This is a genomic window from Sporosarcina sp. P12(2017) (assembly GCF_002743035.1).
In the GTDB taxonomy this organism is placed as follows: Bacteria; Bacillota; Bacilli; order Bacillales_A; family Planococcaceae; genus Sporosarcina; species Sporosarcina ureae.
In genome coordinates, this window is sequence record NZ_PDYL01000011.1 from 21,952 (window position 1) to 47,340 (window position 25,389).

General features: G+C 40.7%; 23 protein-coding genes and 2 pseudogenes. 20 read left to right on the forward strand and 5 right to left on the reverse strand.

Features of this window, described 5'->3' with window-relative positions; translation table 11 throughout:
- Positions 1 to 43 precede the first annotated feature (43 nt).
- The 3 genes from CSV80_RS10240 to CSV80_RS10250 are packed head-to-tail and all read left to right on the forward strand — an operon-like array spanning position 44 to position 2,560.
- Positions 44 to 1,057, forward strand: a complete 1,014-nt coding sequence (locus tag CSV80_RS10240) for a methionine ABC transporter ATP-binding protein (protein WP_099670763.1) — start codon at positions 44 to 46, stop codon at positions 1,055 to 1,057.
- Positions 1,050 to 1,718: a methionine ABC transporter permease gene (locus tag CSV80_RS10245; protein ID WP_099670764.1), complete on the forward strand. Its 669-nt coding sequence runs from the start codon at positions 1,050 to 1,052 to the stop codon at positions 1,716 to 1,718. The genes CSV80_RS10240 and CSV80_RS10245 overlap by 8 nt, the downstream gene beginning before the upstream one ends.
- Positions 1,719 to 1,735: 17 nt before the next feature.
- Positions 1,736 to 2,560 (forward strand): MetQ/NlpA family ABC transporter substrate-binding protein, encoded by an 825-nt coding sequence (locus tag CSV80_RS10250; protein WP_099670765.1) that lies wholly within the window; start codon positions 1,736 to 1,738, stop codon positions 2,558 to 2,560.
- Positions 2,561 to 2,646: 86 nt separating this feature from the next.
- Here CSV80_RS10250 and sdaAA read toward each other — a convergent pair whose 3' ends face one another.
- Both sdaAA and CSV80_RS10260 read right to left on the reverse strand, forming a co-directional pair.
- Entirely contained in the window at positions 2,647 to 4,224 is a 1,578-nt protein-coding gene (sdaAA, locus tag CSV80_RS18035) for an L-serine ammonia-lyase, iron-sulfur-dependent, subunit alpha (protein ID WP_099670766.1), read from the reverse strand.
- A gap of 182 nt (positions 4,225 to 4,406) precedes the next feature.
- Positions 4,407 to 4,601: pseudogene (locus CSV80_RS10260) on the reverse strand (peptidase M42); the annotation flags it as partial.
- A 180-nt stretch (positions 4,602 to 4,781) separates the two neighbouring features.
- Here CSV80_RS10260 and CSV80_RS10265 point away from each other — a divergent pair.
- Complete coding sequence (locus tag CSV80_RS10265) at positions 4,782 to 5,267, forward strand: STAS domain-containing protein (RefSeq protein WP_099670767.1); 486 nt, start codon at positions 4,782 to 4,784, stop codon at positions 5,265 to 5,267.
- A gap of 59 nt (positions 5,268 to 5,326) precedes the next feature.
- Here CSV80_RS10265 and CSV80_RS10270 read toward each other — a convergent pair.
- A pseudogene (locus tag CSV80_RS10270) lies at positions 5,327 to 5,491 on the reverse strand (universal stress protein); the annotation flags it as partial.
- 514 nt (positions 5,492 to 6,005) lie between these two features.
- On the opposite strand from CSV80_RS10270, the gene CSV80_RS10275 reads away from it, so the two are divergent.
- Positions 6,006 to 6,572, forward strand: coding sequence for a DUF4256 domain-containing protein (locus tag CSV80_RS10275; protein WP_099670769.1), 567 nt, complete (start codon positions 6,006 to 6,008; stop codon positions 6,570 to 6,572).
- A gap of 108 nt (positions 6,573 to 6,680) precedes the next feature.
- A complete protein-coding gene (locus CSV80_RS10280; RefSeq protein ID WP_158231884.1) occupies positions 6,681 to 7,355 on the forward strand; it encodes a GGDEF domain-containing protein in 675 nt (224 codons plus the stop codon).
- Between the two features lie 103 nt (positions 7,356 to 7,458).
- Here the strand turns inward: CSV80_RS10280 and CSV80_RS10285 are convergent, their stop codons facing one another.
- Positions 7,459 to 8,115: a reverse transcriptase-like protein gene (locus CSV80_RS10285; RefSeq protein ID WP_099670771.1), complete on the reverse strand. Its 657-nt coding sequence runs from the start codon at positions 8,113 to 8,115 to the stop codon at positions 7,459 to 7,461.
- An 89-nt stretch (positions 8,116 to 8,204) separates the two neighbouring features.
- Between CSV80_RS10285 and CSV80_RS10290 the strand changes: the two genes are divergently transcribed.
- Positions 8,205 to 9,308, forward strand: a complete 1,104-nt coding sequence (locus CSV80_RS10290; RefSeq protein WP_099670772.1) for a threonine synthase — start codon at positions 8,205 to 8,207, stop codon at positions 9,306 to 9,308.
- 68 nt (positions 9,309 to 9,376) lie between these two features.
- Here CSV80_RS10290 and CSV80_RS10295 read toward each other — a convergent pair whose 3' ends face one another.
- Positions 9,377 to 10,630, reverse strand: coding sequence for a dicarboxylate/amino acid:cation symporter (locus CSV80_RS10295; RefSeq protein WP_099670773.1), 1,254 nt, complete (start codon positions 10,628 to 10,630; stop codon positions 9,377 to 9,379).
- A gap of 326 nt (positions 10,631 to 10,956) precedes the next feature.
- Here CSV80_RS10295 and CSV80_RS10300 point away from each other — a divergent pair, with 326 nt between their 5' ends.
- The 13 genes from CSV80_RS10300 to CSV80_RS10360 all read left to right on the forward strand — a co-directional run bounded on the left by CSV80_RS10300 (position 10,957) and on the right by CSV80_RS10360 (position 25,335).
- Entirely contained in the window at positions 10,957 to 11,484 is a 528-nt protein-coding gene (locus CSV80_RS10300; RefSeq protein WP_255407650.1) for a TetR/AcrR family transcriptional regulator, read from the forward strand.
- 181 nt (positions 11,485 to 11,665) lie between these two features.
- The gene (locus tag CSV80_RS10305; RefSeq protein ID WP_099670775.1) at positions 11,666 to 13,273 is read left to right on the forward strand and encodes an ATP-binding protein; all 1,608 of its coding nucleotides are present in this window, start codon (positions 11,666 to 11,668) and stop codon (positions 13,271 to 13,273) included.
- A complete protein-coding gene (locus tag CSV80_RS10310; protein ID WP_099670776.1) occupies positions 13,270 to 13,944 on the forward strand; it encodes a response regulator in 675 nt (224 codons plus the stop codon). The genes CSV80_RS10305 and CSV80_RS10310 overlap by 4 nt, the downstream gene beginning before the upstream one ends.
- A 198-nt stretch (positions 13,945 to 14,142) precedes the next feature.
- Complete coding sequence (locus tag CSV80_RS10315) at positions 14,143 to 15,129, forward strand: tripartite tricarboxylate transporter substrate binding protein (RefSeq protein WP_099670777.1); 987 nt, start codon at positions 14,143 to 14,145, stop codon at positions 15,127 to 15,129.
- Positions 15,130 to 15,204: 75 nt separating this feature from the next.
- Positions 15,205 to 15,648, forward strand: coding sequence for a tripartite tricarboxylate transporter TctB family protein (locus CSV80_RS10320; protein WP_099670778.1), 444 nt, complete (start codon positions 15,205 to 15,207; stop codon positions 15,646 to 15,648).
- Positions 15,649 to 15,661: 13 nt separating this feature from the next.
- On the forward strand, positions 15,662 to 17,176 hold the full coding sequence (locus CSV80_RS10325; RefSeq protein WP_099670779.1) for a tripartite tricarboxylate transporter permease: 1,515 nt from the start codon (positions 15,662 to 15,664) through the stop codon (positions 17,174 to 17,176).
- 8 nt (positions 17,177 to 17,184) lie between these two features.
- A complete protein-coding gene (locus tag CSV80_RS10330; protein ID WP_233201567.1) occupies positions 17,185 to 18,576 on the forward strand; it encodes an SLC13 family permease in 1,392 nt (463 codons plus the stop codon).
- A 19-nt stretch (positions 18,577 to 18,595) separates the two neighbouring features.
- Positions 18,596 to 19,498, forward strand: coding sequence for a methylisocitrate lyase (gene prpB / locus CSV80_RS10335; protein ID WP_099670780.1), 903 nt, complete (start codon positions 18,596 to 18,598; stop codon positions 19,496 to 19,498).
- Between the two features lie 14 nt (positions 19,499 to 19,512).
- On the forward strand, positions 19,513 to 20,655 hold the full coding sequence (locus tag CSV80_RS10340; protein ID WP_099670781.1) for a PrpF domain-containing protein: 1,143 nt from the start codon (positions 19,513 to 19,515) through the stop codon (positions 20,653 to 20,655).
- Between the two features lie 41 nt (positions 20,656 to 20,696).
- Entirely contained in the window at positions 20,697 to 23,369 is a 2,673-nt protein-coding gene (gene acnA / locus CSV80_RS10345) for an aconitate hydratase AcnA (RefSeq protein ID WP_099670782.1), read from the forward strand.
- Positions 23,370 to 23,508: 139 nt separating this feature from the next.
- Entirely contained in the window at positions 23,509 to 24,060 is a 552-nt protein-coding gene (locus CSV80_RS10350) for a biotin transporter BioY (RefSeq protein ID WP_099670783.1), read from the forward strand.
- A gap of 184 nt (positions 24,061 to 24,244) precedes the next feature.
- On the forward strand, positions 24,245 to 24,658 hold the full coding sequence (locus tag CSV80_RS10355) for a universal stress protein (RefSeq protein ID WP_099670784.1): 414 nt from the start codon (positions 24,245 to 24,247) through the stop codon (positions 24,656 to 24,658).
- Positions 24,659 to 24,924: 266 nt separating this feature from the next.
- Positions 24,925 to 25,335, forward strand: a complete 411-nt coding sequence (locus tag CSV80_RS10360) for a universal stress protein (protein ID WP_099670785.1) — start codon at positions 24,925 to 24,927, stop codon at positions 25,333 to 25,335.
- The last annotated feature ends 54 nt before the right edge of the window (positions 25,336 to 25,389 follow it).

Below are 25,389 nucleotides of genomic sequence, written 5' to 3' on the forward strand. Positions count from 1 at the left end.
ATTTATAACGATTATTTACTTGAATGTAGAAAGAAGTGAGAAGATGATCCAAATTCAACATTTGTCTAAAGTCTATCAGACAAAAGAAAAAGTGGTAAAAGGTGTAGATGATGTATCACTAGACATCGAGACTGGAGAAATATTTGGTATTGTCGGTTATTCAGGTGCGGGAAAAAGTTCTCTCATACGCTGTTTGAATTTGTTGGAGACACCAACGAGCGGCACGATCTTAATTGATGATGTAAATTTAACGAAACTATCAGGGGTACAACTTCGGCAGGCGCGCTTAAAAATCGGAATGATTTTTCAGCACTTTTATTTAATTAGCCAAAAGACGATTTTCGAAAATATCGCATTTGCTTTACAAGCAGCAAAAATGTCGTCAAACAAAAAAGAGGCACGTGTAATGGAACTTCTTGAAATGGTGGGGCTATCCGATAAACGCAATGTATATCCTGCGCAGTTGAGCGGAGGACAGAAGCAACGCGTTGGTATTGCGAGAGCCCTAGCTAATAATCCATCCGTTTTGCTTTGTGATGAAGCGACATCTGCACTGGATCCTAATACAACAATGTCCATTTTACGATTGTTGAAAAAGATCAATAAAGAATTGAATATCACCATTGTGTTAATTACGCATGAGATGAATGTCGTAAAAGAAATTTGTGATCGCATGGCGATTATGCAAGACGGAAAAGTCATTGAAGAAGGACAAGTGTATGACATCTTTTCTAACCCAGTTCAACCTTTGACGAAGGAGTTTATTAGTAGTGTAGTGTCGTATGAAATCCCGGATACCGTCATGTCCACCTTGGCTGGTACACTGATAAAAATCACTTTTAAAGGTGAAGTAGCCATGGAGGGTGTGATTTCCGATACTATGCAGAAGTATAGAGTGAAAGGAAACTTCCTGCATGGGTCGATTGAATATATTCAAGAACGAGCACTTGGGATTTTCTTAATGGAATTGCAAGGTGAGCGTGACGAAGTAGAGCAGGCGATTGCATACATACTCGAACAAAATGCACAAGTGGAGGTGATCCGACAACATGTTTGATCTATCTCACATCATGGAACTCATGCCGGATATTACAAAAGCATTTGGTGAAACACTTTATATGATCGGCATCTCGCTTACAATTGCACTGATTATTGGATTGCCACTCGGGGTTCTGTTATTTACAACAGATAAAGGGTTATTTTTAGAGAACCGTGCAATAAATTCAGTAGTTGGGTTTTTCGTTAATATTATTCGATCCATCCCATTCATCATACTACTTGTAGCCCTAATACCTCTGACGAAACTGATTGTTGGAAATACGATTGGACCGGCAGCTGCAAGTGTGTCGCTTTCCGTGGCAGCTATTCCTTTCTTTGCTAGGATCGTTGAAACATCCATGCGTGAAATAGACAAAGGGGTTATAGAGGCTGCAATTTCAACGGGTGCTTCGCCATGGATGATTATTTGGAATGTGTTATTACCTGAATCAAAGTCGAGTATTATCCAAGGACTTACACTGACACTAATTAACTTAGTTGCCTATTCAGCAATGGCTGGATTTGTTGGCGGAGGCGGAATTGGGGACTTAGCCATTCGTTTTGGCTATTACAGATATGATGATAGTATTATGCTAGTCACCGTCGCCATTTTAATAGTGCTCGTGCAGTTGATTCAATTTGGTGGAGATCGTTTTTCAAAAATGATAGATAAAAGATAATAGGGGAGAGATGGATTATGAAGAAACTAGTACTGGCATTCATTCTTACTGCGTTGGTTGCGGCATTAGCAGCTTGTGGAGGAGAAAAGTCTACTGAAAAATCGGATGATGATAAAAATATTCATTTTGGTGCAACAGCAGGACCTTATAGTGATATGCTGAAAAAAGCAATTCAGCCTGGTCTTGAAGAAAAAGGATATACCGTTAAAATCACGGAGTTCAGTGACTATATTCAGCCAAACATTTCACTGGACAGTGGCGATATAGATGCAAACTTGTTCCAAAACATTACGTACTTAGAAAACTTCGAGAAAGAAAACAATATGGAACTCTCTGAGTTGATTATAGTACCGACAGCGCCATTAGGTATCTATTCAAACAAATATACTTCTCTTGAGGAAATTGAAGATGGATCAACAATTACTATTCCGAATGATCCCGTGAACGCAGCGAGAACATTATATGTATTGGAAGATGCAGGGTTAGTGAAAATGGATGAAGGTATTGATCAATTGACAGCATCTGAAAAAGATATCACAGAGAACCCGAAAAACTTAGTCATTCAGCCGGTTGAAGCGGGACAATTACCTCGTTCGGTTGAGGGGTCTGATTTAGCTGCAGTACCTGGTAACTTTGCCATTGCAGCAAATATGGATTTGTTAGAAGCACTGGCTTTAGAAGATATGCCCGATCGGTTCCGTAATGTGGTAGCTGTGAAAACAGAAAATGTGGATAAGCAATTTGCGAAAGATATTATGGAAGTAGTAGAATCTGAGCAATTCTTAGAAGTGATTGAATCCGAATTTAAAGGGTTCGGTAAACCAGCATGGATGGAAAAATAATATACACATGTATAGTAGCTAGGTAAAAATATACCAGACGTGAAGACAATAGAAAGTGTCTTCACGTCTGGTATTTTACTGCACATTTATTCTGTTTCTACCAAGACAATATCATCAATAATAGGCACATCACGCTTTAACTCGGCAAGCATTTCTTCGTCCACAGAGCCGTCGATTTCACAAATCGTAATAGCGGGACCATCTATTGCAAATCGTTCATTCGCCATACGCGCGATATTGATTCCTTTTCTTGAGAGAATACCTAAAAGATCTGCAATAACACCTTTTTGATCGGTGTGGCGAATTAATAGTGCCGGACGTTCGCCTGAGAATTTTAACGGATAATCATCAAGCTCCTGCACTTCGATTTTACCTCCGCCAAGTGAACTGGCGAGGACTTTTATTTTGTTGGTTGGGCCTGTTAACTCGACCAGTACAGTATTAGGATGATAGCTGCCGAGCACACGTTTCGTGAATTCATATTCCAATCCTATTTTGTTCGCAAGTTCTATCGCGTTCGGAATTCTTTCATCTGTCGTATTGTACCCCATGACACCAGCCAGAAGCGCCAAGTCGGTACCGTGTCCTTGGTAAGTAGTGGCGAAAGAACCCATTAATGAAAACTTCACACGAATAGGTTGTTCGTTCAATAGCTGATGTGCAACGTTTCCAATTCGAACAGCTCCAGCAGTGTGTGAGCTTGATGGACCGATCATGACAGGGCCGATGATTTCATAGGCACTTTGGTATTTAGCAGGAGCACCGCTACTCTTTTCTTTTTTCACATTTTCTTTCCCGAATACTTGGTTTTTTAGTTTTTGACCCGTAGGCGTACCAGCAAGTCCACCGATTCCAGTTTCGCGCAGTGACTCGGGCATGTTCTGTCCTACTTCGTGCATAACGTGGATCACTTCGTCTGGAGGAATGATGCTAACAACCCCTGCCATCGCCATATCTGCGGCAGCTTCAGCTGTGATAGCATGCAGACCATTTCGGATAATACAAGGGATTTCTACTAGACCCGCCACAGGATCACAAACCAGTCCCAATGAGTTTTTCAGTGCGATACCTATTGCGTGACCGACTTGGTCAGGTGTACCGCCAGCAAGTTCCACTAATGTCCCTGCTGCCATTGCAGTAGCAGAGCCGACTTCCGCTTGGCATCCTCCTGCAGCTCCTGAAATGGAAGCGCGATTTGCGATGACTAACCCTAGTGCAGAAGCAGTAAACATAGATAAGACAATTTGTTCGCGGGTGTACTTCCCACTATCGAGCGCATGAACGAGAACTGCAGGCAAAATACCTGCTGATCCCGCAGTGGGCGTTGCGACAATTCTTCCCATATTCGCGTTTACCTCTGATACAGCCAGTGCATTCGCAGCGGTGTGTAGTGTAGTTGGATGAACAAAAGAATTTCCTTTTTCCGCATAATCATATAATCGCTGTCCATCACCGCCTGTTAGTCCTGTGCGTGACATGACAGAAGTAGTCGTCCCTTTACGAACTGCTTCTTCCATCACCGTAAACTGCTCTGACATTTTCTTGATGATAGTTTCCCTCTGCATGCTTTTTTGCTTGATTTCTGATTGAATCATTAACTCGTAAATCCGTGTATGATTCTGTTCTGCATGCTCGATCAGTTGGTTTAAACTCGTGAATGCCATTTGTGTTTGCTCCCTAAAGAGAACCGTTCCATACGAAAAATACTGGAACCGCTCTCGCTGTATTTGATAGTAATTACTGTTATATTGAAAGCGCTTACCTATTATTATTTGTTATTTTACGTGAAATGTCAATCAATCGAAAAGATACTGAAGCATCAAATGTCCAGTATCTTGTATACATTTTAATAACTTTGAAGATCGGATAGCAAATAATGATAGATCAATTGTAAAGTGTTTTTCAATGAGTCTTCATGTGTACATTCAAACGCATGGGAAGAGTCAATTCCCGGTCCAATCAAGCCGTGGATGATGTCGTGTCCTGCCTTGATAGCTGCAGACGCATCAGAGCCGTAACTTGGATACAAATCTAGTTGATAAGCCAGCTAAACAATGTTCTTTTATTGGACGTTTACTAGTTTAGTCTATCGCGTTAGATGTATAGTTTCAACAATTTACAATGAACTGAATAAGTCTAATCAGATGAACTTATGATATAATTAATCAATGAAAAAACTAAGTAAATTTACAATATGACAGGCAAGGTAGGGGACATTTACATGAATGAAGAAACAAATACAGTACAAGAAATTACAGAACTTAGAGAACAAATTATAACGTATGAGAAGATTATAGAGGATTTATCAGCTCCCATTATACCTTCCATTGTACCGGAAACGATTTTAGTTCCGCTAACCGGAGCTCTTTCAGTAGGGCGCTTTATGCATATCCAAAATAAAATTGTAAAAAGAATACCTGCTAACAATATACTGACAGTAGTTTTTGATTTTACCGATATCAGCACCTTGGCAGTAGAGGAAAATATGGGGTACGAGCTACTGAGTGAAAAAATCAATGAATTGGTCAGTGTGTTGCAATTAATGGGCACAGAAACGATTTTTGTAGGATTCTCACCTGAATTTGCTCAAAACTTGATTCTATCCAATGTATCAAATTTTACTCAAATTCGTGCATTTACGAATTTCCGTGAAGGTCTTCGCTATTTATTGGATCAAAAGGGAATGGAAATTGTGTATAAAAAATAAAATAATGTCTGTGCAACAGCGGATTTTTAGTCTACTGTTACACAGGCATTAATTTATTATCACTTACTACGTCGAACGATTAATACATCACACGATGCAGTCAAAACGATTGCTTCAGAAACAGAAACTAGAAAATAATGCTCTGCATTTTTCAGACCTTGAGCGACACAGACGATTACGTCGGCTTCTAGTTCATGAGCAAGTTCTTTGGGAATATTCACTTTAGGATCACCATGTGTGTTTCGACGTGGTCAATTCCATTTTCTTTGGCAAAGGCTTTATAGCTATTCAGCAACTCCTCTATGTGCTGCTGTTCGCGTTCTGGATAAGATGCGTCATCTTCATCAATTGAAAAGGTGTCAATGATGCAAACGCGCATTTTCTTCTAGCTTTACCATCTTTGTTATTTATACAAAGCCAATTTTGCCTCGCTTGAACCATCTACTGCGACTAGAATATCCATGTATTCATTCGCCAAATCTCCTCCCGAAAATCAGGATCAACTTTCTTAAGTCCGATATCATAACGATAGCATGGCAATAATTTGTTTCTCACTATACCATATTTATACACACAGTCTAATTATATAAAGGAAATTAGAATGATATATGAAATTCTGCTTTTATGTAATATATTTACTATAGAAGGAATGCAGTAAATCACCTTGTATAATAATTTACAAATGAATATACTAATATGTATTGATCAGAGCGTATAATCAGTCAGGAGGAACAGAACATGACAAATATAATTAAGAAGTTATCAGCAGAGCAACAAGAAAAACTACTCGAAACACTTCAATCACGTTTTGCTAGTAATATGGATCGTCACATAAATATGGACTGGTCTTCGTTACATGACAGGCTATTAACAAACGTAGAAAAACTATGGACCCTCCATGAAATGGAAGTTACGGGAGGTGAGCCTGACGTGGTAGACTATGACAAAACAACAGATCAATACATCTTTTTTGATTGTTCAGCAGAGAGTCCTGTGGGCCGCCGAAGTGTTTGCTATGACCGAGAAGCTTTGGAATCAAGAAAGAAGAACAAGCCGGAAAACAATGCGATGGATATGGCGAATGAGATGGGTATTGAATTATTGACAGAAGAACAATATAGGTGGCTTCAACAGTTTGGGGAATTTGACAAAAAAACATCGAGCTGGGTGCAGACTCCAGAGGAAATTAGGAAACGTGGTGGCGCTCTTTTTTGTGACCGTCGATATGATCAGGTATTTTTGTACCACAATGGAGCAGAATCGTATTATGCTGCAAGAGGATTTCGGGGGTTACTCCGACTGTGAAATACTAGGGTAATATTGTTTGTGTAATTTCTATTACCATTCTATTTTCCTGTACATTCCATCTGTGGTAAGATGAGAGAAAATCGTGGTTTGATATGGGGATATAGTATGGGGTATAGAGGTAGAGTAGTGGCTGTTTGTGTTGTTATACTGTTTAATATCTTGCGTTATGGCTATTACAATATCTATTTAGGTTATCTGTTTGATGAGAGTTTCTTTGTCTTAACGGGAATTTTCTTGTTCGTTGCCTGGATAGGTGGAAGACAATATGACGTAGCCAGGTTTTACGCAGAGAAAGATCCGCTAACCAATGCATATAACCGACGTACAATAGATAAAGTATTTAAGAAACAGATTTATCAATATAGAAGGCAAGGGAAGAAAATGGGCGTAGTCTTAATCGATCTTGATGAATTTAAAGATATAAACGATACATTCGGTCATCAAACAGGAGATGAATTATTACGTTGCGTTGCGGAACTTATTATGAACATCGCAAAAAAAGAGGACTATGTCGTGCGATGGGGTGGCGATGAATTTGTACATGTCATTCTCGATCTCAAAAAGGATACACTTTCAGACTATGTTCGGAATTTAAGAAGTAAATTATCCAATTTAGACATGGAACAAGTCCAGACCGTCAGTGCTTCAATCGGAATCGCAGTTTATCCGGATGATGGAGAGACTTTTGAGGCGCTTATTCAGAAGGCAGATACATCCATGTATGAGATGAAAAAACATAAGAAATTCCCAATCCTTGTTAAATCTGCCAAGCAGACTTAGTGAGGATTTTTGAAACGGACGAATATCCCCATGCACCCGACAAATCTAAGTTTGATTGAGTGCCGGGCATGTATAGGATAAATAGTATTTACGCTGAAACTGCTCATGTTCTCTCAATAGTCGCCGTAATTTCCACACCTGTCAAAGCTTGCGTTGCTAGGCGGTCTGCTTCGCTGTTCTTTTTGCGTGAAATCAGTTCATACCGGGGCTGGAATCCTAAAGACTCCATCTTTTCTTCCACTTTATTCGCCCAGCTGTATAGTTCTTCTTCAATGACTGGCCATTGTTCGCTTAAATGATTGATTACGACCCGGGAGTCACCCATAATTTCAATGGGTAGGTGGTGTGCTCCAAGAGTCTCAAGTTCTTGCAAGCACAGATGAAGTGCTGCATATTCCGCTTCGTTATTTGAGGATAAGTGAGTAGCCATGGCATTTTTTCGTAGTCTATAGGATTTACCATTTTGGTTATAATAGAGTACGCAACCGAGACCAGCCAACTTGGTATTCCAGTCAAATCCGCCATCGAAATATACAGTGATATTATGTGGCTCTGTCTCGATTCCTTTCAAATAGCCTTTTAATTCCTTAATAGTCCAGGAACTATCAAACTGATCTGTGAATAGTATTTGTTTTGTACGACCTGTTCTCTCTAAATCCTCAGCAATCAACAGCGCTTGTTCTGCAGGTAATTCCTCAGACTTGAAAACGGTTTGTACTCCTTTTTTTGATTTATAGATCCATTCAATTAGTACATTCAAAGTAATCCCTCCCATATTCAGTCTAACCAATAAAACTTTATAGAAACCTGTTATAAGTAAAATATATTTACATAAAGGAGATCACGAACATGACCCTATATAGCTGTTCGGAATGTAAGCAAGTATATCCTATTAAAGCAACGCGCTGGAAATGTGAATGTGGCGGTCTACTAAATTTATTACAAACAGAATCTGACACCCCATATGATAATTGGACGAGTCAACGATCCATTTGGAGATATGTTTCTTCGATGGCAGGTAAAGAGTATTTAAGTGGTTGGCGCTCTATTACGCTTGGGGAAGGCCAAACACCATTACTAGAATTAGATGAATCGGACCCAAACACTTTGGTCAAGGTAGACTTTATGATGCCTACACTATCTTTTAAAGATCGAGGTGCAGCGATACTTGTAACACTGGCAAAACAGTTGGGCGTGAACAAGGTGATTGCAGATAGTAGTGGTAATGCGGGAACAGCTATCGCTGCATACAGTGCCAAAGCAGGAATAGAGTGTGATGTTTATGTAAGTGCGGATACATCACCCAATAAATTGGCGCAAATTAAAGCGCATGGAGCAACTATTAAAACAGTGAAAGGAACAAGGGAAGATGTAGCGACTGCGGCTCAATTTGCAGTGAAAGAAGAGCAAGTGTTTTATGCAAGCCATGTCTACAATCCGTATTTTTACGAAGGTACGAAGACGTATGCTTTTGAAGTTTATGAACAATTAGGCAAAGCACCTAATACTGTGTTAATTCCAGTAGGAAATGGAACCTTGTTATTAGGGGCCTACTATGGGTTTAGAGAGTTACTAGAAGCAAAGAAAATTGAGTATATGCCGAAGATTATCGCTATTCAAGCCGAGAATTGTTCACCGATTGCTAAAGCATTTGAAGGTCAAGATTTCAAAGAAAAGCCGGTCGTGAATGAAGGAACTCTTGCAGAAGGTATTGCCATTGGATCACCAGCCAGATCCAAACAAATCGTAGAAGCTATTAGAGAGACAGAAGGTACGTTCATTACTGTCTCGGAAGATGAAATTTTGGAAGCGCGTGAAATGCTTGCGGTAAAAGGTTTCTATGTAGAAATCACTTCGGCTGTTAATTATGCTGGATACATGAAATATGTGAATTCTAGAGATGAAGTCATCGTGATCCCGCTATGCGGAGCGGGAATCAAGTCTCCAACATGAAAAAACCTGCACGGAGAGCGGTCATGTTTAGTAAACACGATAGTTTTCCGTACAGGAATTATTGAAGTTTACGCGATTTCCGTTTTCCCTTGAATCTCTTCAACATCTGGCTCGCCTAAAACATTTTCTGTTTTCGCAACGACAACCGCACATGCAGCGTCACCGGTAATGTTGACGGCTGTACGTACCATATCAAGTAGACGATCTACTCCGAGAACGAGTGCGATTCCTTCAACTGGCAGACCGACTGACGTCAAAACCATAGCTAGCATAATTAGGCCAGCGCCTGGTACAGCAGCCGTTCCAATACTAGCCAGTACTGCAGTTAAAACAACAGTGAGTAACTGTCCAATAGTTAATTCGATACCATAAGCTTGTGCAATGAATATCACAGCTGCCCCTTGCATGATCGCGGTGCCGTCCATATTAATAGTGGCGCCAAGCGATTGAGTGAACGAACTGATAGACTCCGGTACTTTTAACTTCTCCTGTGCCGTTTTCATTGAAATAGGTAGTGTCGCAGCAGAACTGGCCGTACTGAATGCGACTACCTGAGCTGGAAAGAAGTTTTTGAAAAACCAAATGGGACTGCGCTTGCCGATCAATGCGACTGATCCACCATAGACGACAATCGTATGGATTAAAAGGGCTCCCAGAACAACTCCCATATACATACCCATTACCTTAAGTGCGTCCATACCCTGACTTCCTACAGCGGATGCAATCAAACCGAATGCTCCGTATGGCGCGAACTTCATCACAAATGTAATCAGATACATAATGAGTTCATTCGCTTGTTCGAATAACTCTTTCACTCTTTCAACTTTACTACCCATCATTGCCATTCCAAAGCCAACCAATGCTGCAAAGAAGATAATCTGAAGCATATTACCTTCTGCCATCGCACTAATCGGGTTTGTAGGAATAATGCCTAATAGAGTTTCTGCTACAGGTGGAGCTTCTTGTGCTTCATATGTGGCGTTAGCTGTTTCGAAGTTACCTCCTTCACCAGGCTTTAGCAATAGACCGAGAGAAAGTGCGATGACAAGCGCGATGGCTGTTGTAATTAAGAAAAATCCAATCGTCTTCCCACCAATTCTACCTAATTTCTTCGTATCACCCATTCCAACCGTTCCGAGGACGATTGAAATGAATACCACGGGCACAACTAGCATCTTCATCAGGTTCAAGAAGATGGTACCGAGTGGTTTAAAAAGAAATGCGTCAGCTTGTGTAAAAATACTAGGTGTGAAAATATTCAATACTAAACCGACAACTACCCCTGCAATAAGTGCAATAATAATATTTCTGGCCAACTTCATACAGATCCCTCCTTAACATAATGTATTCGATTATAAACATAAATATGAAAGCGCTTACTTACTATTATTCGATATATTTTGCAAAATGTCAACCTGTCTTGATACCTGCTTAGTACATTATTAACTAGTAAAAGAGAAAAAAGGTTAAACAAACAGATTAACTGCTTTTAAAATTCAATGTATTGTTTGGTTTTTTTAATATCTCGCTGTACAATTAGTTTATCTATTGATAATTCTTTATATTAAGATAGGAAGTGTTTTAACTGAAGAAAAGAGGTCGTCAAGTAGGAGCAGATGGCGAAAAAAGTCGTAAATTACTTTTAGAAATCTCAGCAATGCAATTCGCTATTCATGGTTTTCATAAAACGAAGATTAGTGAAATTGTGAAAGAAGCAAATGTCACGCAGCCAACGTTCTATTTATATTTTAAAAGCAAAGAAGCTGTATTCCAGGAATTAGTCGATGTATTCAAAGAGAAATTGTATCATCATGTAGCACAAAGCAAACTACCTGCAGATGTGGCTGAAGAAGGATTAATGGAACGAATTGCTTATGGCTTGCGTGCCGTTTTTGAACTCTTCCAGCAAAATGAAGAAGTTGCCCGGATTGGTTTCGTCGTTTCGGAAGAAGCAACTACTATTAAAGCGCAAATGACTGCTCAAATAGAAAGTAATCTTACAGAAGAAGCTAGACTTGGATACTTTCATACTAATGTAGATTTCAGTTTGGTCGCTGCTGCCATGGTTGGAGCGATCGAATATCTGGCGATCACTAAACTTTGGACAGGCTCTCATACACCAGATGAGCTGGCCGAAGAGATCACACAATTGTTTTTACATGGGTTGAAAATATAAGTATGATATACACAAGCGTAAGCTCACATATAGAGTTTATGCTTTTTACTTCTACAAGCCCTATCAAGATGTATGCTTAGGTACACCATAGACAATACCTTGGTTTTACACACACACTGATGTTTGAAATAGTAGAAGTTCAAAAGATGTATTAAAACTGTTTAGTTGGAAGTGACGGGCAATGCTGAAATCAAAACTGCAAAAGAAAATACTGTTAATGGTTACTTCGCTTATTTTATTTTTAATGACTCTAATGCTAATCGTTTTTATCTTCACAGACTATTTGAACTTACTTGATCGTAGTCATACAGTAGGCTTACAAACTGCAAAGATGCTTTCTCATATGGACACAGTTAAAGATGGTCTTGAGGAAACAGGGGATGTGGAAAAGGTCGGCGATTTGGAAGCGGTAATTGAACGTTATTCCAATCAAGTGGATGCTACTTTTATTGTAATTCAAGACAAAACGGGGCATATTCTCGCTTCACCGGATGAAAGTCAAGTAGGCAAAGTGATACCATTTGAAGATGGATATAAAGCGATTGTGTTTGGAGCGAATTATTCTATGCTGTCTAGCGAAATTATCGGTCCATCAGTCAGCAGTAAAGCACCAATTTATAATGAAGAAGAAAATCAAATTATTGGTGTCGTAACAGTAGGATATCTAATTTCAGATTTACGGGAGAATGTGCATAATCGTGTAGAAAAACTGATCTATATATCATTGCTGATCCTTGCCCTCGGAATATACATCAGTTTTCGATTGGCAAAATCCATTAGGAAAGATACATTTGGGCTGGAGCCAGAACAAATAGCAAACTTTTATATGGAAAGAAGAGCGATATTGGCATCAATCGATGAAGGAATTATTGCAGTAAATCAATCAGGTAAGATTACACTGATTAATACTGCGGCCCGTTCTATTCTAGGCATTCGGACGAATCGTAAAGGAGACGACATAGAGACAATCTTTCCTAACTTGCCCTCGGTCGCAGAATTAAATGGGTCGGTCACTCAATCATTCGAAATGGTCTATTCTGCAAAGAGACTGGTTGTCAGTGGGATGCCGCTTCAACTAGAAGGAGTACAAAAAGGCGCACTAATTACTTTCCGTGATACGACAGAGATGGTGGAAGTTGTGAACACACTCTATGAAGTTAGGAAGTATTCGGATGACTTGAGAGCGCAAACGCATGAATTTACAAATAAACTCTATTTAATTTCAGGCTTATTGCAACTCGGCAAATATGAGGAAGCAGTTCGCACGATTCAAACCGAAATCAATGTTAGTGATAACACCAATCAATTTATCCTCGAAAACATTAAAGACGCACATGTACAGGCTATTCTGTTTGGAAAATTGGGGAAGGCGTCTGAAATGAAAGTCGGATTTGAAATCGATGACAATAGCAGTTTGGAATCGTTGCCGAAATGGTTGGGAACGGGTGCATTGACTGTAATTCTAGGGAATTTGATTGATAATGCGCTGGAAGTGACCGCAAACCATTCGGAAGGACATGTTTCATTTTTTGCTTTAGATTTTGGAGAAGATGTTATTTTTGAAGTGTCAGATAACGGACATGGTATTCAGACAGACCAAATTGATACGTTATTCCAAAAAGGTTACTCTACAAAATCGAAGACAGGAAGAGGTTTTGGCTTAGCGAATGTTCAGCAAGCTGTACGTTCGCTGGGTGGAACAATTCAAGTGTCCAGTACAGAAGAAGGCACAATCATTTCTGTCTATATTCCAAAACATGCAGAACATGAGGAGCGTGAAGTGAAATGATTCATGTTGGAATTGTAGAAGATGACTTTCGTATTGCCTCCATACATCAGCAGTTTTTAGAAAGTGTAGATGGCGTGAAAGTAGTCTGGCAAGCGTTACGTGCAAAAGACACATGGGAAATGCTCGAAAAACAGCCGGTGGATTTGCTGTTGGTGGATGTTTACATGCCTGACCAATCAGGTATTGATTTGGTACGGGAGTTGAAAGTTAACTTCCCTTCATTGGATTTCATCATTATTACGGCAGCTACAGATCGTGAATTGGTCGCACAAAGTTTGTCGGCAGGTGCATTTCACTATTTAGTGAAACCTGTAGAATTAACCAAGTTACAAGAAGTCATTGAGCGCTATCAACAGCGACGGTTATTTCTTCAGGAAAGCCTTTACGCAGATCAAGAAGAGATTGATAAACTCTTCGTGCATGCCGCGGCAGTAAAAGAAGATGAAACAAATCTTCCTAAGGGTATTCATCCTTTAACTTTGCAGAAAGTAATAGATATCGTCAATTCTTTGACCGAAGGAACGACAGCAGAAGAAGTAGGTGAAAGACTAGGTGCTTCACGTACGACGGCTCGAAGGTATTTAGAATATCTAATTGCAGAGGGGAAGATGAGGGCAGAGCTCGAATATGGAATTGTCGGCAGGCCAGAACGGAAATACTTTGGATTATAGGTATATAAATTGAGTAATAGAGTATTTACTAAATAACCACTCTTTAGCATCCTTTCATAGGATGCTTTTCTTGTGAACATAATGAACAAAAAGTTGTTAAAGTCTTTTGAATTGTTAAAATTGTAAACGGTTACAATTTAGAATTGTTAAAGTACACTACATATAGATGATAAATCAGAAAGAAAAGGGGAGAACAGTATGAAAAAAATAGTAGGCGTAGCAGCACTTTCATTTGCACTTATTTTAGGCGCTTGTTCATCAGATAGTGCAGGTGAAAAAGACGATTCAGATTTCCCAAAGAAGAATCTTGAGTTCATTGCACCAGCAACACCAGGAGGCGGTTGGGATGCTACAGCCCGTGCCATACAAAAGATTTTGAAAGAAGAAGATATTGTAGATCAGAGTATGACTGTCATCAACAAACCGGGTGGTAACGGTGAAGTAGGTTGGCAATATCTTTCTAAGAAAGATGCACATACAATGGCGATTGACTCTAGTCTATTGATTACAAATAACTTGCTTGGACAAAGTGATCTCACATATGAGGAGTTCACGCCACTTGCTACATTAACAACAGAGTGGATTTCGGTAGCAGTCAAAAACGGTTCACCTTATGAAACAGCAACGGACTTAATGGAGCAGCTAAAAAAAGATCCAGCTTCCATAAAGATCGGTATTGCGCCTGGCCTTGGAAACAACGATCACTTGTCTTTCGTAAAAGCAGCTAAAACATTCGGAGTCGATGTTACAAAATTAAACTTCCTCGTATATGAGAGCGGCGGCGACGTTATGACCAGTTTGCTTGGCGGTCACGTAGACGTAGCAACGATGGCAGTGTCCGAATCCTCAGAACAGCACCTTGCAGGAAAATTTAAGATTGTTGCAATTTCTGCTGACGAGCGTCTTGAAGAATTGCCTGACGTACCGACATGGAAAGAAGAAGGCGTAGATATGGTCTTTCCTCACTGGCGCGGTATTCTCGGACCACCGGATATGACTGAAGATGAAATCGCGTATTGGAATGAAGCGTTCGGGGAAATGGTTGAGACGGACTCTTGGAAAGAATTGCTAGAGAACAATGGTTGGGAAGATTTCTATCAAGACAGTGCTGAAACAACTGAGTTCTTGAAAGAGCAAAAAGAAATGTATACAGAACTGATTGACGAGTCTGGTTTACAGAAGTAAGTACACATAAAAAGATTGAGTCCCGCTCAAGCGGGCTCGCTTTTTTAATTTTTCAACTAGAAGGAGGAACACTGTATGGTTCGTTACATAACCCCAATCCTGGCAACTGTCGTTGGTATCATTATGCTAATCAGTGCTATCAACTTACCTAAATCAAATCTCGGAAACCCGAACGGTCCGATGTATTTCCCACTTTTAATCGCTAGTATATTAATTATTTCAGGGATTGTCTATTTCTATCAAGAATTCAAGGCGCGAGGTAATGAATTCGCTGATTTCCGTGCCTTGCGGATCGGCAAGTCACCATTATATTTGCTTGTATCGCTTATTTTGATGCTAATTTATACAGTATTGTTTGAACGGATTGGTTTCTTGTATTCGACTATCCTGTTCCTTGCTGGATTATTGTTCTTATTGAATGGACGCAAGAAGTGGATGTCCAACATCATTATTGCGGTCGTATTTTCGTTTGTAACTTGGTATGCATTTGGAACACTGTTGCAGGTTAGTTTACCTTAAAGGAGGAACCGATATGGGAATAGATGTACAAGCCATCTTAGATGGATTTTTGACTACAATTCAACCAATGAATTTATTTTGGATCGCACTCGGCGGGTTCCTCGGAACAGTTGTAGGAATGCTGCCTGGTCTTGGACCTGCAACCGCAATTGCTTTGCTGATTCCAATTACATTTGGAATGGAGCCTACTAGTGCACTAATTTTAATGGCTGCTATTTACTACGGTGCGATGTATGGAGGTTCAAGAAGTTCGATCTTACTGAATACACCGGGTGACGGATCGGCAATTGCTGCTACGTTTGACGGCTATCCGATGGCACAGAAAGGTCAAGCAGGCCAAGCGCTTGCAATATCTGCTATTGCTTCGTTAATCGGTGGAATAATCGCGGTTGTCGGTTTTATTGTACTGGCTAAGCCACTCGCCAGTTTTGCTTTGCGATTCGGCCCTGCTGAGTACTTCTTATTGATGGTTTTCACACTATCAGCAATTGTTGCATTGGCAAAAGGGCAGATGGTCAAAGGATTCATTTCGATGTGTATTGGATTAATGATCAGTACAGTAGGAATTGATTTGCAGACGGGAGTCTACCGTTTTACAATGGGCAATGTTCATCTGAGTGAAGGTATTGATTTCCTTGTCGTCATTATCGGTATTTATGCGGTAGGAGAAGTATTATACAACTTCTTATCCATCAATAAACCGGTTGGAGAGAAAAAATCTGTCGGCAAAATTTGGATTACAAAAGAACAGTGGAAGCGTTCGAAGTGGCCAATTATTCGTAATGGTCCTATTGGTTTCCTAATCGGTGTACTTCCTGGGGCAGGCGGTGCAATTGCATCGATGCTAAGTTATTCCTTAGAGAAACAAGTTTCTAAGCACCCAGAAGAATTCGGAGAAGGTGCGATTGAAGGATTGGCAGCACCAGAGTCTTCTAACAACGCAGCAGCTGTCGGAGCATTTATTCCGATGCTCGCTATGGGTATTCCAGGATCAGGAACAACTGCCGTGATCCTTGGTGCAATTGTCATGCTCGGTTTAAAGCCTGGCCCACTATTGTTTGAGAATAACCCCGATATGGTATGGACGTTCATCAATAGTATGTTTATCGGTAACTTGTTCCTAGTTATCTTGAATATTGCACTTGTCGGAATCCTTGTAAAGATTTTAGACACTCCGCCTCGCGTATTATATCCTGTTATTATGATGCTGGCGTTTATCGGTACCTATACACTTGGGTACAGCACAGTAGACTTCTTGATTTTGATCATCTTCGGTTTCGTTGGCCTGTTCATGAAGATGCTGAACTTCCCGGTAGCTCCATTGATTCTGGCGGTAATTGTCGGGTCAGATATGGAACAAAACTTCCGAATGAGTTTGATTTCGTATCCGAACGCTATTGGTATTCTTACGGCTTCGCCAATTACTATTGCACTTGTTATTATGACACTTGTTTCGCTCGGATTACCGTTCTTGTCTTCTTGGTTAAAGAAGCGTAAAGCGCAAAAAAATAATAGCGAAGCAATTTAAGTGATTGTATGACAGCGATGACAAAACAGAAAAAACTATTATTCTCTTTTAGTGTGTTGCTATATATCATGACGTTGTCTCCTCTAGTGGAGACAACAGAAGTATTACGTGCCATCGCATGCCTCATCATTATCCAAGTTCTTTGGATTGGTGGGGTCTTTCCTTTAGCATTCAGCTCCTTGTTGCTGATGTTATTGCTCTCAGTGCACTTCTTTACGTATGAAGAAACATTGAGTTATTTTGCTTCAGAGATTGTCTGGTTGCTATTTTCGACGTTCATTTTAGCAGGTGCATTCATCGAATCGGGACTCGCCAGCCGCTTGTCATTGAAACTACTTTCCTTATCGAAAGGCTCGAGCCGTTTGCTAGTGTTTTTCTCATTCATCCTAATGTTCATCTTATCTCTGTTCATTCCGTCCAATGTAGGAAAAGCGAGTCTAGTATCATCAGTACTAGATAGCATCGTCAAGCATTTACAGACGTTGGGTACCGTGGAAAGGTTAGCAAAGTCTTTATTCGTCGGCTTAACGCTCATTGTACCGATATCAGGGGCGATAGTGGCAACGGGTGCTAGCTCGACGCTATATGCTTATGGGTTGCTGGGCGATATGACGGAAGGGCTCGATTACGTGAGCTGGATTTTATATATGGGACCTCCTATCACCGTGTTTTTATTGTTATTATTTCTGCTCTTTCTTTTAGTATTCCCACCTGAACAGATTGACGGTGCAGAACTTGAAAGAGTAATTGGTGATAAAATACATGCGCTCGGGCATATGTCACGTAACGAATGGAAAGTTCTTGCGATTCTTGGATTGACCGTAATATTGTGGATGACGGGAAGTCTACATGGCTTTTCGGTCTCGCTAGTTGCACTGTTTGGTGCGATATTGACAATACTTCCGGTTACGGGGATCTGGCAATGGGAGACGGCAAAGAAAAAGATTGGCTGGGATTTATTACTGTTCTTTGCAGCGACGTTGATGTTATCGAGCATGTTGATTAAGACAGGTGCAGTGAAATGGTTTGCTTCCCAGTTAATCAATTTGCTATCGATGGATTCGTATTTCTTGGTGGTTTTATCACTGTTGCTAGTTACGGCTTTACTAAGACTATTTTTCGTCAATGTACTTGGTTTTTTAACAATTATGCTACCTGTAACGTTAGCGATAGGCGAAGCATTCCCCGCGCATGACCCACTATACTTATCAATGGGCGTATTCTTAATGGGGATCCCAGGCTTTGTTTTAATAACGCAATCACCAATACATTTAATCAGTTATGAATACGGTTATTTCACGAAGCGTGATTTACTGCGACTGGGATCAGGTGCATTTATCATTTGGCTGCTCGTCGTTCTCGCTTCAATTTATGGATATTGGATGGTATTTTATTCTTAAAAGAAAAGGGGAATTGTGGATGACTTGGTTAGTTCAAGAACAGAAAACACAGAAGGAACTGGCAGGAGAGTTTTCAACTGCTATTCGTAAAACAGAAATTTTGAAAATCATGGGTGCGCATGACGGGATGGCAGCCTTGACTGCAAAAAAAGTAGGCTTTGAGGCATTGTATTTATCCGGTGCGGCATTTACTGCAAGCCGAGGTTTACCCGATCTTGGGATTTTGCATTCGCAGGAAGTGGCGGAACGTGCAAGAGAATTAGTGCGTGCAACGAATTTACCTATTTTAGTAGATATCGATACTGGGTTCGGCGGTGTGCTGAATGTTGCGCGAACAGCTAAAGAAATGGTCGAAGCAAATGTAGCGGCCGTACAAATTGAGGACCAAGATTTGCCGAAAAAGTGTGGGCATTTAAATGGCAAGAAGTTAATTCCTGCCGATGAGATGGCAGCGAAGATTCGTGCAATTAAAGAAGTGGCTCCTTCATTAGTGGTGGTGGCAAGAACGGATGCACTGTCAGTTGAAGGACTCGATGCTGCTATTGAACGGATGAAATTATATGTTGAAGCAGGAGCAGATGCGTTATTCCCGGAAGCGTTGACAACAAAAGAAGAATTCGAAAAAGTGGGAGCTGCATTTGATGTGCCGCTGCTGGCTAATATGACAGAGTTTGGACGGACGGAATACCATACAGCGGAAGAATTTCAGAATTTTGGTTTCTCAATGGTTATTTATCCTGTTACTTCTTTACGTGCAGCTGCGAAAGCATTTGAAATAGTATTTCAGGAAATTTTTGATAAAGGGACGCAAGTGGATGTGCTCGATCAAATGCAGACACGTCGTGAATTATACGAAACGATAGAGTTGGAAAAATACGAGTCATTAGATGGGAAAATCGCCAAAACAATCATTCCAGAGTGAAGGAGGAACTCGCTATGAAACAAAAAGCTGTGCCGTGTACAGTCTATCGCGGCGGTACGAGTAGAGGTGTGTTCTTTAAGGAAAGTGACTTACCGAAATCGAAGAGTGCGCAAGAACATATATTTATGTCTGCGATCGATGCGTATAATCCGTCCCAAGTAAACGGTCTTGGGAGCGGTACCTCTCATACGAGCAAAGTAATTGTTATTCATGAAACTGACAGTGAACAAGCGTGTCTTGCGTACACATTCTACCAAGTAGGAATTGGAGAGGCTATTGTAGATTCAGCAGGAACGTGTGGGAACTTAATGGCAGCGGTTGGAGCTTATGCGATAGATGAAGGATTGGCGATACTTCCTTTAACTGACGGAATGTGTGATGTGACAGTCCTGAATCATAATATTAACCGTTTGGTGCGGATTGAAGTTCCAATAGTAGATGGAGCAGTTCAAGTGGATGGAGATTATTTAATGGCCGGAATTGTGCATACGGGTGCAAAAATCAGCGTCTCGATTTTGTCTCCGGGCGGTGGTAAAACGGGCACTACATTTCCTGCTGAAATGCGTTCAGAGTTAGTGGCGGATGAACAAAAATTTTCGGTGACTATTAGTGATATTGTTAATCCGTTTATTTTTGTAAACGCACAAGATTTTGGATTGGATGGTTCAGAGTCGAACGATATACTCAGTCAAAACCAACACTTGCTCACGCAGCTTGAAACATTACGTGTCCAAGGTGCCGTTTCTGCAGGCATGGCTGAAACTATCGAGGCGGCCAAGGAAGTACCTTCGATACCGAAGATCGCACTAGTTGCACCGCCACGCGATTATTTTACTACGTCAGGTGTTGAGGTCAAAGCAGAGGAAATTGACATCATAGCTAGAATGATTTCCATGGGGAAATTTCATCGGACGTTTGCCGGTAGTGGTCTATACAACTTAGCCTCCACATTATTGATAGATGGCACGATTCCGAATGATTGTTACACGTCGAGCGAGCAGAAGCAGCTCCAAAACATACGAATAGGTCATCCCGATGGTATAGCAGAAGTGACTGTGGAATTAACGGAAGATGGTAAAGATGTCGCTGCAGTTGGCTTAGATCGTACAGCCAGAAGAATACTAGAGGGACAATGTTATGTACCAAGTTGGCTGTAATTTTGACTGACTCATAATAGAAGACGAAGGGGGACTACGGTATGAAAAGGCACTGCGAATGGCATCGTGATACACTGCGCGAAGAGTTAACGATTGATGGGCAGCAATACAGCTATGTTTCATTAAAGAAGTTGAAAAGGTTTGGTTTTGATACAATAAATAGCTTGCCTTATACAATTAGGTTGCTACTTGAATCTGCAGTTCGTCATGCTGACGGACTATACATAACAGATGAACATATCGCTGTACTGGCAAATTGGTCAGGTGGGACTGAGGGCCAAGAAGTACCTTTTAAACCAGCACGTATTGTTTTTCAGGATTTCACAGGGATTCCGGCTATTGTGGATCTGGCTTCTATGCGGGATGCGGTAGCCGCACGTGGTGGCAATCCTCTAGTAGTCAATCCTCAAATTCCTGTTGATTTGGTAATCGATCATTCAGTTATTATCGAACACTCAGGTGATCAGGAGGCGTTTGAACAAAATCTGTCCATTGAATATGAACGAAATGCAGAACGATATTCGTTTGTGCGTTGGGCACAGAAAAGCTTTGAAAACTTCCATGTCGTACCGCCGGCAAACGGTATTGTTCATCAAGTGAATTTGGAGTACTTAGCTACAGGAGTTAGAATGGAAACATACAATGATAGAAGATGGTTGTACCCCGATTCTTTAGTTGGCACGGATTCGCATACACCGATGATTAATGGAGTTGGAATAGTAGGTTGGGGTGTAGGTGGAATCGAAGCTGAGTCTGCCATGCTAGGACAGCCATTATACTTTACGATTCCAGATGTAGTAGGAGTGGAGCTGACGGGTTCATTAGCTGATGGTGTAACGGCAACGGACCTTGCGTTAACGGTTACGAATACCTTACGAAAAAAAGGGGTCGTTGGGAAGTTTGTGGAGTTTTACGGTGAAGGCCTACGTCAGATACCTGTAACTGATCGTGCAACAATAGCTAATATGGCGCCTGAATATGGCGCTACTATGAGCTTCTTTCCGACTGATGAGCGAACAATGGAATATTTTCGTCAAACAGGACGTGAGGATGCTGTTCCTTTAGTGGAAGGATACCTACGTGCTCAAGGCTTATTTATGGATGAAGCATCTATAACTCCACGGTTTTCAGAAACAGTGGAGCTAGATTTGGCTACTATTGTACCGACGGTCAGTGGACCGAAAAGGCCCCAAGATACAGTGGCACTAATTGATATGAAGCAGTCGTTTGAAACTGTTTTGGTGAAATCAGTTGCTGACGGTGGATACGACAAGCAACGTGTGAAAACTGCGAAGGGTATACAGGACGGGTCTATTGTGCTGGCTTCTATTACGAGTTGCACTAATACATCCAATCCATCAGTCATGGTGGCAGCAGGCTTATTAGCTGCATGTGCTGTGGAAAAGGGCTTACACGTACCTTCGTATGTCAAAACGACGTTGACACCTGGCTCTCGAGTCGTCACACGTTATTTAGAGAAGGCAGAATTACTAACATCGCTAGAGCAACTTGGATTTTTCGTAGATGGCTATGGTTGCGCTACATGCTGTGGCAATAGCGGCTCTCTGATGCCAGAAGCAGAAGAAGCTATAGCAGAAAATGATTTGGTAGCGGCGTCTATTTTAAGTGGGAACCGAAATTTTGAAGGGCGTGTACATCCACTGATCCGTGCAAATTATTTAGCTTCACCTCCACTAGTTGTTGCCTATGCACTGGCAGGGCGTATCGATATCGACTTTTATAGCGAACCAATCGGCATAGGAACAGAAGGACAACCAGTTTATTTAGCGGACGTATGGCCTTCTACGGAAATAGTGCAAGAAGTGATTGCGGAAACTGTTGACGCTTCACTGTTTCGTGAAGAATACGCAGGTATTTATTCGAATGAAACTTGGGAATCGATAACGGCTACGGAGGGTATGCTTTATAACTGGGATCCAGACTCAACGTATATTCAACGTGCACCTTATTTTGATAAGGTTCATAACGTATCCATTACAAAAAACACCGAGAAGATGATTCCACTGCTGATGCTGGGTGATTCTATCACAACAGATCACATTTCACCGGCAGGGCAAATTCCGATAAATAGTGAGGCGGGAAAATTTTTATCAAATAAGGGAATCAGTCCGCGTTCTTACAATAACTATGGTGCCCGCAGAGGAAATCATCATGTGATGATGCGCGGTACGTTTGCGAATATACGTCTTCGCAACCAACTCATCCCCGGTGTAGAAGGTGGCTATACAATACACAGGGGTACAGGAGAACAAGTTACAGTATTTGAAGCGGCACAGCGATACGAAGAAGAACAGCGTAATTTAATTGTATTGGCAGGGAAAGAGTACGGAACGGGAAGTTCGCGGGACTGGGCGGCAAAGGGTACTTCGCTGCTTGGTGTGAAAGTGGTGCTTGCTGAAAGCTTTGAGCGCATTCACCGTAGTAATCTATCGGGCATGGGAGTGCTGCCTCTTCAATTTGTAGAAGGAGAATCTGTGTCTGTGCTCGGCTTGGATGGAACAGAAACATATACGCTCGATGTGGAAGATCGTACATTCGTTCCTGGGCAGCGCTGCAAAATGACAGCAGTCCGGCTGAACGGGGAAGCCGTTCAATTTACTGTATTACTTAGAATTGATAACATGATGGAAAAAGATGCATATCTGCAAGGTGGCTTATTACCTGCAGTAGCTGAAAGCATGATGGATGTATAAAAACTCTGAAACATAGTAATTGATTACGCTACCCTTTGAGTAAACAAGCTACTAAAAAGCATTGACACAACTATTTTTATACTATAAAATCAATGTCAACGCTACTTTCATAACGGTTTACTTAAAGGGGATTAGAGAAATGATGGATTCGAGAAATAATTTGAAAATGATGATTGTAACTGCGTTATTTGCAGCCATTATTGGTATTATGGCACAGCTGACAATTCCACTACCACTCGTTCCGATTACAGGACAAACACTTGCAGTCGGTTTAGCAGCGACGATTTTAGGTTCACGTTATGGAACGATCTCTGTACTAGTATATTTAGCGATGGGAGCGGTAGGTATGCCAGTATTCTCAGGTATGTCTTCGGGGTTAGGTGTAATCTTTGGACCTACTGGTGGATTTCTTATTGGTTTTATTCCAACGGCATTCATTACGGGTTATTATATGGAGCGCACAAGTTTCAAACTACCCAATGCGATCATCGCCAATATACTTGGAATGTTCGTTGCGTTAGCGTTTGGTACAGTTTGGCTAAAGTTTATCGCGGAACTTTCGTGGACAGCCGCGATCATGGCAGGCTTTGTTCCATTTTTAATTGGTGGCTTCATCAAAGCGTTTCTGGCAGCGTGGGCTGGTATTATAGTTCGAGGCAGATTGCTTGCCAACCGCTTATTGCTCGCATAATTTCATTTTAAATCATGTCAAAACGTTAATTCATATACTATGAGTTAACGTTTTTTGTAGATATATTCATTCTTTGCAAATTCAAATTAACCGGATAAGAAAAGCAGTTAGAACACTGAATACTCTAGAGTTCTGATATATACTAATAATAGTAAGTATTCTAAATGCTAGGGAGGCTGTTAGTATGAAAATTGCTGTAGCTGTAGATGGTTCAGAACATGCTTTTCGTGCAGCGAAATATGCACTGACACTTTTAAAGAACGCACAAGACGCAGAGCTTGAAGTGATTTCTGTAACGGACTATAACAAAGTAGAAGATGAACAACTCCTATTGCAAAACCTTAAAAGTTTATCCTTGTATCAAGATCGAATGGTAAGACCCGTAGTAGAGTTGGCGGAAAAAGCCGGAGTGAAGACGACTATCACGTTTTTACGAGGGAACCCGGATCAAGAAATTATCAATTATCTGCATATGGGAAATGTTGAACAATTAGTGCTTGGTAGCCGTGGAATGAACATAATGCAAGAAGTGATACTGGGTAGTGTAAGCCGAAGTGTTATGGAGAAAGCAAATTGTCCAGTAACTATCGTCAAATAAAAGACGTCGTCATATAGTCTGTATAGTAGACTTTTTGACGATTTTTAATGTAGATAGGAATTTTTGTTTTTTAAGAAGCAGATAGTTGGATTTTTGTTAAGTAATTGGTAGAATGGTTTTGGATTGTTAGAGCAGATATTTAGTACTGGACTACATGATCCGTTAAAAGGGTATAGAACATGAGAATGGAATGTTATGTCGGTGACAGAAGCTGAAAGAAGATCTCAATTGAAAAATTGAAGAAAGTAGTAGTAGGAGGTTTTATCATGAAGATTGCTGTGGCGGTAGATGGCTCAGATAATGCATTGCGGGCAACAGATTATGCGATTATGTTAATGGAACAATTTTCTGAAGCGAAACTAGAATTGATCCATGTCATCGACTTCAATAAAGAAGATGAGCGATTATTAAAACAAAGTCCTAATAGTCTTGATAAGTATCAAAAGAAGAAGTTGCAATCTGCGTTGAAGTTAGTAAAAGATAAGGGAATAGTAGCGGAAGTCACAGTACTTCAAGGAAATCCGCACCAGCAAATCATTAAGCATGTAAACAATAATGAAATTGATCACCTCATCCTTAGTAGTCGAGGCTTGCGATTACTTAAAAATTTAGTAATGGGTAGTGTCAGTCAAAAAGTAATTAAACATGTGAACAGCTCTGTCACGATAATTAAATAAATAATATAAAGCAAAACTGCCATAGCATATCCTACAGATATGCTATGGCAGTTT